Source organism: Candidatus Erwinia haradaeae (assembly GCF_900698925.1).
GTDB classification, from domain to species: Bacteria; Pseudomonadota; Gammaproteobacteria; order Enterobacterales; family Enterobacteriaceae; genus Erwinia_E; species Erwinia_E haradaeae_I.
This window is the reverse complement of record NZ_LR217713.1, coordinates 710,056-722,356: the sequence shown is the minus strand read 5'-3', so window position 1 is coordinate 722,356 and position 12,301 is coordinate 710,056. Positions and strand designations below refer to the sequence as shown.

The 12,301-nt window shown below is 31.8% G+C and carries 5 protein-coding genes, 4 tRNA genes and 1 pseudogene; 7 read left to right on the top strand and 3 right to left on the bottom strand.

Annotation, left to right across the window (positions count from 1 at the left end):
• Positions 1-137: 137 nt before the first annotated feature.
• Positions 138-785, bottom strand: a complete 648-nt coding sequence (gene tmk, locus HACICURV3402_RS02165; protein ID WP_157992700.1) for a dTMP kinase — start codon at positions 783-785, stop codon at positions 138-140.
• A 1,386-nt stretch (positions 786-2,171) separates the two neighbouring features.
• Between tmk and HACICURV3402_RS02160 the strand changes: the two genes are divergently transcribed.
• The 5 genes from HACICURV3402_RS02160 to HACICURV3402_RS02140 all read left to right on the top strand — a co-directional run bounded on the left by HACICURV3402_RS02160 (position 2,172) and on the right by HACICURV3402_RS02140 (position 4,086).
• Complete coding sequence (locus HACICURV3402_RS02160) at positions 2,172-3,350, top strand: FAD-dependent monooxygenase (RefSeq protein WP_157992916.1); 1,179 nt, start codon at positions 2,172-2,174, stop codon at positions 3,348-3,350.
• 205 nt (positions 3,351-3,555) lie between these two features.
• Positions 3,556-3,631: transfer RNA gene (locus HACICURV3402_RS02155), tRNA-Thr, on the top strand.
• 11 nt (positions 3,632-3,642) lie between these two features.
• A tRNA-Tyr gene (locus HACICURV3402_RS02150) sits at positions 3,643-3,727 on the top strand.
• Between the two features lie 203 nt (positions 3,728-3,930).
• A tRNA-Gly gene (locus tag HACICURV3402_RS02145) sits at positions 3,931-4,005 on the top strand.
• A 5-nt stretch (positions 4,006-4,010) separates the two neighbouring features.
• Positions 4,011-4,086, top strand: a tRNA-Thr gene (locus HACICURV3402_RS02140).
• 551 nt (positions 4,087-4,637) lie between these two features.
• Here HACICURV3402_RS02140 and cysK read toward each other — a convergent pair.
• Positions 4,638-5,621 (bottom strand): cysteine synthase A, encoded by a 984-nt coding sequence (gene cysK, locus HACICURV3402_RS02135; RefSeq protein ID WP_157992699.1) that lies wholly within the window; start codon positions 5,619-5,621, stop codon positions 4,638-4,640.
• A gap of 730 nt (positions 5,622-6,351) precedes the next feature.
• On the opposite strand from cysK, the gene asd reads away from it, so the two are divergent.
• A complete protein-coding gene (gene asd / locus HACICURV3402_RS02130) occupies positions 6,352-7,263 on the top strand; it encodes an archaetidylserine decarboxylase (RefSeq protein WP_157992698.1) in 912 nt (303 codons plus the stop codon).
• A 2-nt stretch (positions 7,264-7,265) separates the two neighbouring features.
• Positions 7,266-10,520: pseudogene (mscM, locus tag HACICURV3402_RS02125) on the top strand (miniconductance mechanosensitive channel MscM); the annotation flags it as partial.
• 154 nt (positions 10,521-10,674) lie between these two features.
• Here mscM and epmA read toward each other — a convergent pair.
• Complete coding sequence (gene epmA, locus HACICURV3402_RS02120; protein ID WP_157992697.1) at positions 10,675-11,661, bottom strand: elongation factor P--(R)-beta-lysine ligase; 987 nt, start codon at positions 11,659-11,661, stop codon at positions 10,675-10,677.
• Positions 11,662-12,301: the final 640 nt, after the last annotated feature.

Here is a 12,301-nt window from a genome sequence, read left to right as displayed (position 1 = left end):
GTTCTGTGACGCGTTAATTGGTTAGTTTGTTTTTTTAAATAAATAAATAATTTGATTTATTGAATGTAATTAACTAAAAAGATATAAATTATTTTTTTAATTTAATATACAGGTTGATATTATATATGTTGATAATCTTAGATTATAAATTTACAATATTTTTTTAACCATTGGTTTATTTTTCTATGTAATTCAGAAGTAACTTTGCTTTGTTTCTCAGTTGCGTCAATAATCTGAATTCGTTTGTCTTCCAGGGCTAGCGTGAGGTATCGATTTCGGGTTCGAGTAAAAAAACTAAGAGATTCTATTTCAATACGATCTAGAGCACCACGCTTTTGGGTTCTTTGTAAACTAATCTCAGGAGTTATATCAAGATATAATGTGAGGTCTGGTGAAAAGTCACCTAAAAGTTCTTCTTTGAGATAGCTAATGAAATTAGGTTTAATTTTTCGCCCACCACCTTGATACGCTTGTGATGAAAGGTCATGCCTATCCCCCACCACCCAGGACCCTTCTTCTAATGCTGGTTTAATTATATTGTTTACCAATTGAATTCGTGCTGCATATAGCATTAATAACTCAGCATAATCTGTGACTTCTTCTTGTAATATTTCCTTTTGTTGAACTAATTTTCGTAACTGTTCTGCTATGGGGGTGCCTCCTGGTTCACGTGTATGTATAACATTTTTAATTCCATATTGATGAAGAAGAGTGATCACTTCATGACACGCTGTACTTTTTCCTGCTCCTTCGAGACCTTCGATAACAATAAATTTACCACTCATGCTATCTCTTTATCTCCTTAAATAATGTTGAGTTAGTTGTTTATGCAATATAATATCTATACTGGCATTGATATAATTTTTAGGTTGCTTTCTATTTTAAATGTCATGATGCATATTTACACTAGGGGTGTTTAGGTTTCTTACCATAATATCATATTCTAAAACTATGATAATACAGGATTATATTGTTATATAGTTGTATTTATAGTCATTTCAACTTTAATTGTTATTAATTAAAAGATGATTTGTGATGATTAACCATAGCATGATTATTTGAACTTTATTTTTTAGATGTGACTGATTGTTTATAAACTTATTTGTATATATTCATTTTTTAGATTAAGGATAAAAACCTTATCTGATTAGAGTAATTAAGTATTTTTTATTTATAATTGCAGTATATTAGGTATATACTAGTATGCTATTTTAGTATTAATTATAATTAGTATTAATTATAATAATAAGAAAATTGTTTATTACAGAAAGATAATGTAGAATTTCTATCATATTATATTTACTAAATATTTAAGTCTAGATCCATTTAGTTTTTTAATCATTAATTTACAGATTCATCATCTGTTGTAATTTTTAGTAGTGGATTTGATATGTGTTTGTAATCCGTAGGAGAGAGATAGATTTTTTATCTTTTATCTTTTATATAATTAAGTTTAGTATTAATAATATAGGTTTTTTAGTTAAGAAAGTATAGTGGGTTCTGATCTAGATTGTATGGTTTAGATAGTTTATAAAAAAATGAAGTAGCTAATATTATTTCGAATCTATTATTTGGTTATATTAATGGTTTTATAATAACTGCGATGGAGCTTTAGTTTATAATCTATAAGGCATGATTATGTTAGTAGTATTTTGTTTAAATTTTTAGATAAAACAAGATAGAATGATTTCTATTTATCTGATACATATTTCATTCTGCTGTGATTGTAGAATTGTTCATTAGGTAGAGATTAAAAATATTACATATTATAAAGATAGGAGTAAGAATATTTAGCGTAATTAGGAATAGAAGGTGGTTGTTATAATTGATAGAGTTAGTTTTTTATAATTAAAAAAACAATTTAATAACAAAGTAGTGTAATTGAATAAAATTAAAATAGATATAAATCTACATTGTAGAATCTATAAATGATGCTAGATGGATGAATATGTGATTAATTATAATATCCTTATATATTAATTATTAAGTGATAGTCGATTGTGTTCTGGAATTTTTCAGCTAAAGAGATAGTTATTTTGAAAAAATTTTAGAAAAAAGAATAAGAACAAGGAGGTTGAAATGATTATCATTAATATCTTTAATACAGTGTTTCTATTATTGAGTAAATTAAGCATGCATTCATTTTGATTTACAACTTTCGGTAAAGGAGAATAAGAAACATCAAATACATAGTTGAAGTTGCAATAGTTGGTGGAGGAATGATTGGCGCGGCTCTGGCCTGTGGGCTGGCGAAAAATGGTTTTCAGGTGGCGTTGCTTGAAAAGAAGATTCCTCTTCTATTTGACCCCAACGCTGACCCTAATTTGCGTATTTCAGCAATTAATTCTTCTTCAATTAGCTTCCTGAGACAGTTAGGAGTTTGGCCAGATGTTTTAAGGATGAGATGTGCACCTTATCGACGGCAGGAAGTTTGGGAATGTCAAAATACAAAATTAAAATTTGATTCAGAATTGGTAGGATTGCCTGAGCTAGGCTATATGGTTGAAAACCATGTATTGCAATATGCATTATGGAAAAATCTATGTAAAGAGAATATATATCTTTTATGTCCTTCTTTTTTGCAAAGAATGAATCGAGTTAATAATCATTGGGACTTGTTTTTAGATAACGGTGATAGAGTAGAGGCAAAATTAATCATAGGTGCAGATGGAGCAGATTCACAAGTGTGTAAATTGGCAGGTATCAGAAAAATAGGTTCGTTTTATCAGCAATCCTGCATGTTAATTAGTGTACATTGTGAGGGTGAGGCAGGAGATACTGCTTGGCAACAGTTTACACCACGTGGACCTCGAGCTTTTTTGCCATTATTTGGTTGTTGGGCATCATTAGTTTGGTATGATAGACCGGATTGGATTCAAAAACTTAAGTCGATGAGCATGCTTGCATTAAAACAAGAGATTCACAACACCTTTCCTATCCGACTCGGAAGAGTTACTCCTGTTATGGCTGCGTCATTTTCTTTATCAAGAAGTCATGTGACATCATATATTTTACCGGGTCTAGCTTTAGCTGGAGATTCTGCGCATACTATACATCCATTGGCTGGACAAGGGGTAAACCTTGGTTATCGCGATGTTATGGTATTAATTTCAGTATTAAGTGAGGCAAAAGAGAATATGACTACATGGTTTCATAGAGATGTGTTACAAGGTTATCAATATCAACGAGAAAAAGATAATCGAATGATGCAAAATGGGATGGATCTATTGTACTATTCTTTTAATAAGAAAAGTGTACCGATAAAAGTTTTACGTAATATAGGATTATTGATTGCTGAACATTCAATATGGTTAAAGCGTAAGACTTTATCTTACATGTTAGGTATTTAATATTTTTATCAATTTATTTATTTCTATGTCATTAATTAATTTTAAAAAAGATTAGTTCAATTTATAAGAGGTTCAATAGATTGATCTGGATTCAGATGACGTGATTATTTCTGTATTTTTTATGAAGTTCTATAATAATATAACAAATATTATAATTTTTGTTGCATCTAGGCTCAGGTTTTTCTAAACTAGAGATTAGTTAATAGCCGGCTTAGCTCAGTTGGTAGAGCGACTGACTTGTAATCAGTAGGTCACCAGTTCGATTCCGGTAGCCGGCACCATTCAATATTTAGGTGGGATTCCCGAGCGGCCAAAGGGAGCAGACTGTAAATCTGTCGTCATTGACTTCGAAGGTTCGAATCCTTCTCCCACCACCATGTTAGTTATATGATATTTGTTAATTAGAATTAAGAATTATAAGGTTAAGGTTGATGATAATAAGGTTTATAAATAAAGAAGATTTTATCGACTAATGTCAATGGTTTGTAAAACACAATTAAGAAAAAATAAATAGTAATGATAATCTGCATTATATCATGGTTAAAAATATAAATTCATAGCCAAGTCAGAAGAAAAAAATGCGGATGTCGTATAATGGTTATTACCTCAGCCTTCCAAGCTGATGATACGGGTTCGATTCCCGTCATTCGCTCCAATCTTGCTGATATAGCTCAGTAGGTAGAGCACACCCTTGGTAAGGGTGAGGCCCCCAGTTCAAATCTGGGTATCAGCACCACTTCTAATAAGATTGGTCATTATTGATATAAATATTATTTTTTTAAATAAATATAAGTGAATAAACAAAATAGATTTTTATGATTTAAAAAAAGTTAATAACATTCCTTATGTCTCCATTATAGATTGATTTATTTAAAAGTTATTTGTCTAAATTTTATTGATTTAAAGCAATGATTTTTTATATTATTCTATCAATAAGTATTTTATATTTACTTTTATATTAAAATAGATAGCTTATACATCAAGCTATCTATTTTAGTGTATGAATCAGATAAAAAAGATAAGTACTTTAAGCAAGATTGCTGTAAGTATGTATTGTCTTCTTAAGGACGTTTTGGTTAATAAAAAAATATAAGTTATATTAATACATTGATAATTATAAAAAAAGATAGACCTATATTGATAATAGAACATTTAGAGTTTTAGATATCATTTTCACTTCATTAGACAGATGTCTATTAAATTTATAAGATTTTGAATCGTATATTATTGAAAATATTTATCTGTACATGAGAGAGCATAATTTAATTAATTCAGAATGATTTAAAATTAAAGCTGTGGATCTGTTTTATAACAGCTATCATCAGCGTAGTTTTCAAATAGAGAAGTTGATAGATAGCGTTCTCCAGAAGAAGGTAAGATAACCACGATATTTTTTTCTTTAAAATTATTCTCTTCTTGTAATTTTAATGCTGCAACAATAGCGGCTCCAGAAGAAATACCGGATAAAATACCTTCTTGAAGCATTAAACTTCGTGCTCCAGAAATCGCTTCATCATTTGTAACAGATATAACGCGGTCTATAAGATTTATATCAAGATTCATGGGAATAAATCCAGCACCAATACCTTGGATTTTATGTGGACCGGGTTGTATTTTTTTTCCTACTAGGACTTGAGAAATAACGGAAGAATCAGTTGGTTCTACTGCGACTGCAGTGAGGTGTTTCATGCTTTTCGTAAGTTTGAGGTAACGACTGACTCCCGTGAAAGTACCACCAGTGCCTACGCCTGAAATAAATACATCTATGTTTCCATTCGTATCTTGCCAAATTTCTGGACCAGTTGTTTTTTCGTGAATTTCTGGATTTGCTGGATTATTAAACTGTTGTAAAAGAAGGAATTTATTTGGATTATTGGTGATAATCTCCTCAGCTTTACTAATGGCTCCCTTCATTCCCTGGATTCCCTCAGTTAGTATTACATTAGCCCCTAATGCCCTTAAGAGCTTACGACGCTCAATACTCATTGAATCTGGCATTGTCAACGTTAGGCCATATCCGCGCGCTGCCGCTACATAGGCTAGAGCAATACCGGTATTACCGCTAGTTGGTTCAATTAAATGCATCCCCTTTGTAAGTATTCCTCTCTTCTCTGCATCCCAAATCATATTAGCGCCAATACGACATTTAACGCTAAAACTAGGATTTCTAGACTCAACTTTCACTAAAATTCGTCCATTTCCAATTCTGTTTAATTGTATAAGAGGTGTTCGTCCGATAGTAAAAGAATTATCTTTATAAATATTGCTCATAGTTTTCCTTTAACTGAAGGTGTTAAGATGTGATAGTGTATAAATATTAATTTTTTAGTATTATCAAGATCATATATATTTTATATAGCTTAAGGATTGACTAATAAGATAAGATTCTTCGAGTAAAGAATCAAGAACCCTTTCCTTTTATACAGGAATTTAATTTTTTTACTTTCAAGGTGTGTAAGACAGTTATTTTATAAAATGATTAAAGCGTCCTAGGTTTTTTTTTGAGAATTAAGGTATAACATGTTTTAATCATTTTAATTTATGGTATAGACGTAAGTGTACAGTTACATCTTTGGTTGGTATGATGAATATCGTTAGATTGATGTATATACAAAGATACTTTGAGCTAAATACTAGATAATTAAACATTAAATTTTTATGATAAATTAGGATCAAATTGATAAGTTAGTTATAGTTATAATAGTGCTTTATTTTTTATAAAAGACTAATTAAAGATAAATAGTTTTATTGTATACGAGGGCTCCAATAAACAGTGAGTGTTTTTTTATATACCAACATATTGGTATTGAATATCAGTAGATATGATTTATTGGATAGTTTATCTAAATTTTATTTGCAAACTATTTGATTTATTTTGAAAAAAAATACAAAAATAATTAGAAAGACAGAAAGATTATTTGATCTTATCATGGTTCTACATAATATAGATTGTGATAATGTTTTATGAAGATTACATCGTTTACTGTATGTAGGAGGAAATTTGTTAGATCGTTTAAAATTGATTTTATATCGTTTCTTTCCTAAAAAAGTTATGACTGAATTATTAGGATGGGGAGCCAACAAACAGGGTGGATGGTTGACTAAAGCTGTAATTGACGCTTTTATCTGGTACTATAAGATAGATATGGGGGAGGCCAAATACCCTGACACATCTATCTACCTGACCTTTAATGATTTTTTTATACGTCAATTACGTGATGATTTATATCTAACTGACACCGATCCTCGGTTATTAAGTTTTCCAGTTAATGGTCGAATTAGCCAGTTAGGTTCTATTCAAGGTGATAAATTATTTCAAGCTAAAGGTCAAACTTATTCGCTCTTAGCTTTGCTAGCAGGCAATTCTTCTATGACATCTTTATTTCAGAACGGGGAGTTTATTACTACTTATTTAGCGCCAGGGGATTATCACCGTGTCCATATGCCATGCTCAGGGAGTTTGCGTACGATGATTTATGTACCTGGTGAGCTTTATTCGCTTAATAGTTTAATGGTAAAAAAAATACCTAATTTATTTGCGCGTAACGAAAGAGTTATTTGTTGTTTTGATACTAATTTTGGAGAAATGGTGCAGATCTTAGTTGGTTCTTCTATTGTCGGAAGCATTCAGACTAGTTGGCTGGGAACCATTACGCCACCACGTGAAGGTATTATAAAATATTGGAATTGGCCTAATACTCATCAGACATCGGATCAAATAGTATTACTTAAGGGGGAGGAGATGGGTTGTTTTAAATTTGGATCTACTGTTATTAATTTATTTCCACCTAGAAAAGTAAAGATAGTCGCAAATTTAATACCAGGAAGTCAAGTGCGTTTTGGTCAACCAATGGCTCAGGTGATAACAGAAGATAATCAGGAAGAAGATTGTTATAAGCCTATAATGAGATAGATATGTTACGGCTTTTATTGATTATATTTCTCTTAGCGGGTATTACCCAGTTGCTTAATATTTTTGTAGCTATAGATGCAGCTCAGATTAGGGCTGTATGCAAAGAAGGAAACTATAGTAATATTTCTATTAGTCAAAAAAGAATTAATCACTATCCATATTATCTTAAAGATCTTAAAGAGGATCAGTGTCACTTATATAACCGATGTTTGAATTACTCTCAAGAGGGTAAGGGTATAGATATTTCTTTCTTTTGGAGAAATAGAGATTATTTGTCGACAATGCTCTTGGCTCCTGCACGTCTGATCGAATCAGGTTCGTACATAACTGAAAAGAGTTGTAAGAAGGTAGTCTTCGAGAGTAGTGGTCAGAATATAGATAAGTTTTTGAAAACTCAAATTAGGAGATATGAGTTTTGTAATATAGGTGTTTATGTATTGAATTTATTGTCTTATTTCATTGCAATAATTAATAATCTGAATGTGATAGATCATCTTTTGAAGATGATGGTTGTCTCTACTTCTAATGATAAATCGCATGAAGAGGAAACGAGTACAGAATCTTTGAGATCCCTTTTTCAACTAAATTCCTTTCAATTATATCCAGTATTATCATATGATCATGCTTACTTAGAAGCGATGAGTGTGAACACCTGTGTGTCTAAAGTAGACCGTTTGAATGTAAGAATGGTAGAGTTATGCACTCTACAAGATTATGACCGTCGTAATGTTATCCGACAAGACTTAGTATTTATCAGACAATTGGCCAAAGATCATTATAACATACCTGATGGTATTAGTTCTCAATTTGAGCTGAATCGTGAACTTTTATCAGAGCTAAAGAAGCAGCGTGCGCGTATGGAAATGGTTTTGTCGCAGCAGCATATTGTTGCTAACCAAATTATACAGGTTCGGGAGGCATTGACTACAATTAGTGAGCAATCTCAGTGGCTCAGTATGTCCAATTCACTGGGTGAAGCACTTCGATCTCTAGTCGCTCGCTTGCCTAAAATGCCAAAGACTCATCAGTTTAATAGTGAAATGGCTGAATTACGTGCTAAACGTTTATATTATATAGAACTTTTAGGCAAACAAGCGTCTCTTCTAGAGAAGGATCATTCTTTTTTAACTAAAGAACTCAAGAATATATTTATAACTCAACTAAACATGCAAAATAAGATTTTAACTTCTTTAATATCTGGTTCTGATATTCTTGCTCTAGAATTAACTAAGTTAAATGTGAGTAATACCCATTTAGTAGATGCTTTAAAGCAAGTGAAAGATGCGAGTCATCGTTATTTGTTCTGGAGCGCTGATGTGAGCTCATTAAATCTTAGATATCCGATTGAGTTAGTCTATGACTTAAGAAAGTTTTTATCATTGGACACGTTCGGTCAATTAAGTAGAGCAATGATAACGATGTGTACCACTCGGGATACAGTCATTCTACTGTTTTCATCCAGTCTATTAGTTGGCTTTAGTATTAGTTCGCATCCTCATTTTTGTTCTTTTCTTGATCGCGCTTCTAGAAAGGTAGGAAAAGTAACTCAAGATCAGTTTAGTATAACAATACGTACTGTATTTTGGTCAATTTTATTTGCTCTACCGCTTCCTGTTTTTTTTGCGGTATTAGGCTATGGTTTGCAGCACTCTTGGCCTTATTCTATCGCAGTGGCTATTGGATATGGTGTAACTGCTAGTGTTCCTTTGCTTTGGGGGTTTATGATCTGCAATACTTTTGCCCACAATAAGGGTCTTTTCATTGTACATTTTCGTTGGCCAAGAGATCGAGTAGCTCTTGCTATGCGTTTTTATAGGTTGTGTATAGGTGCAGTTGTTCCTCTAATGATGATGTTGATATCTTTTGAAAATTTATCGGATCGTGAATTTTCTCCTACTTTAGGTCGTTTTTGTTTTATTCTCATTTGCGGAGCATTAAGCCTAGTTACGGTAAGTTTTAAACATGCTGGTATTCCACTATATCTTGATAAAGATGGGAATAGAAAAAATGTAATGAACAATATTTTATGGAATATTATGCTTTCTATTCCGATAGTTGCAGCCATAGCCTCTTGTGTTGGTTATTTAGAAACGTCGAAGGCTTTGCTAGCTAGATTAGAAACTTCTTTGGCTATTTGGTTTCTTCTTTTAGTAATGTACTATATTATTCGTCGATGGATGTTAATCCAAAGGCGCCGGATTGCTTTTGATCGAGCCCGTGCTCGTCGTGCAGATATTCTTGCGCATCGTGCTCGTAATGAAGAAGAATTAGGCATGCAGCAGGGTGCCTATGATAATATAGAGATTGATGAACCTGGTATTGATTTAGACGCTATTAGCGCTCAGTCATTACGTTTAGTTCGTTCTTTTTTAACATTAGTTGCTCTAGTTTCTGTTATTTTATTATGGTCAGAGATTCATTCTGCTTTTAGTTTTTTAGAGAATATACGCCTTTGGGATGTAAGCACTACAATTCATGGGGTAAAGAAACCACAACCTATTACTGTTGGATCAGTAATGAATACAGGCTTAGTATTAATTATTACAGCACAGTTAGTTCGGAACATGCCCGCTTTATTAGAGTTAGCGTTATTACAGCATCTGAGTTTGAATCCTGGTACAGGATATGCAATTAAAACTTTAACTAAATATTTGATTGTTTTAATTGGTAGTTTGACTGGTTTTACATTGATTGGAATTGATTGGTCTAAGTTACAATGGTTAGTTGCTGGGTTAAGTGTAGGATTAGGTTTTGGATTACAAGAAATTTTTGCTAATTTTATATCTGGTTTAATTTTGTTATTTGAGAAGCCAATTCGTATTGGTGATACTGTTACGATACGTGATTTAACTGGTAGTATCACGCGCATTAATACTCGAGCAACTACTATTACTGATTGGGACCATAAAGAAATTATTATGCCAAATAAGTCATTTCTAACTGAGCAATTTATTAATTGGTCATTATCAGATTCTGTGACTCGGGTGGTGTTAAATATTTCAGTCTCATTAGATTCTAACAGTGAAGAAGTGACTGAGGTTTTATTACAAGCCGCTAAAGGTTGTCGATATGTACTAGAAAATCCATGTCCAGAAGCTTTTCTTGTAGATTTGCACAAGGGAGTTCAGCTGTTTGAATTACGAATTTATGCGGCTGAAATGAATCATAGAATGTTATTACGTCATGATATACATCGACGTATTTTATTAGGTTTGCAGGAGATTGGGGTAGAAATACCTATTCCAATCTTTCAGATATTATAAGAACATATACTTATAATCAACAAAACTTAATGATTAGCATTACTTTTATGAAAGCATTGTCTATACTACATAGATTTTAAATGAAGTAGTCGTCTATAGACTATGGCGCATGAACTGTTTAACGATGCTAGATTTTTTTATTTGTTATTTAGCAGTGATCTTTTGTGAAGGCAATAACCTCGCTTAATGCATTTGCTTTTAGCGCTATCATAATTAAACGATCTACACCTACTGCGACACCAGAGCAGTCTGGCATACCTGATTCAAGTGCATTAAGAAGATAAGTATCAATAGGATGCCTAGGTAAATTAATGGAAGAACGTTTTTGATTATCTTTTTCAAAACGTTTTTGTTGTTCATGTCTATCAGTTAATTCACGAAATCCATTTGCTAGCTCAATCCCTTTAAAATATACCTCAAATCTTTCAGCAACACGAAAATCCTTTGAGCTGATTACCGCAAGTCCAGCTTGATCTGCTGGAAAATTATAAATAAAAATGGGTTTTTTTTGTCCAATTTTATTTTCAATACCGTTTGTAAACAAAAGTTGTAAGAGAGAATCTCGATTGGTATCATTTTGCGTAAAATTACTTGCTCCTAGTTTTTTTGCTGCTTTAGATAGATTGCTGATATTTTCTAATAAAGGATCAATTTTTAAATAACGTAAAAACGCCTCTTGATATGAGAGGAATTCTGCAGGTTTGCAGCCTAGTATAAATTGTAGTAGCTGATCTACTTCATGCATTAAGCGATGCATTTTATAGCCAGGTTGATACCATTCTAGAATTGTAAATTCTGGGTTATGATAGCGCCCCATCTCCTCATTACGAAAGCTTCGGCTTAACTGATAAATAGCTCCGCTTCCTGCCGCCAAAAGACGTTTCATATGATACTCGGGGCTAGTAATTAACCATAGTCTCAGTTTATTTTTCTGTTTGGTACATCCAGGGGGTTTAAAGTGTGTTTGGAAAGGCGAGAGATGTACATCAGTTACTGTATATTTACTCATAGATGGTGTTTCTACTTCTAAAATATTTTGTTTAGAAAAGAAATACCGGATTTTTTTTATAGTTATTGAACGTTGTATTAAATTATGTAGTGACGCACTGGGGCGCCAGTCATTTTTATTATTCATTTTCGTCTGATATTTTGTATAAAATATATAAAATATTTTTAGGATTTTAGGGTTTAGTTCATTCTATAAACTTAAAATCTTATTTTCTTGTTAAGAACATATTCTGAGGATTGTGTTTCCCTGTTGCATGGTGTCTATTTTTCTATCTAGAGCATAGTTTACAAAAAATCACTTATTCTGCATAAAAAAATGAAATCTATTCCTAGAAATATCAAGTAATATATTATGAACTTATTGTGAATTAAACCAGATGATTGTTCATACATATGTATTTTATGTAATATGTCATTAGATTCCAATGGTATATACAGAAAGAACGGCGTAGCATATGACTGTTCAATAAGCGCTTTATATAGTCCATCGAAAGAGATTGTTCATGGAGTTTATTTATTATGTTCTGGATAATAGATAAGTTTTCTGATATTAGGATAGATTGATTAAAAATAAATTATTTTATGATATTTATTTTATAATATTGTTATTTTTTATAAATTTTTCAGTCTAGATTCTGAATCTGTTATTTTAATAATCTGTCTTAATTATGATTATTTCAGTGAAGGCAGAAGTATTTTTGAGATAAATCTTTTATCTTAAATCTATATCTATATCGTCTTAGACAAGAGAGAGATTTATAAAAAAT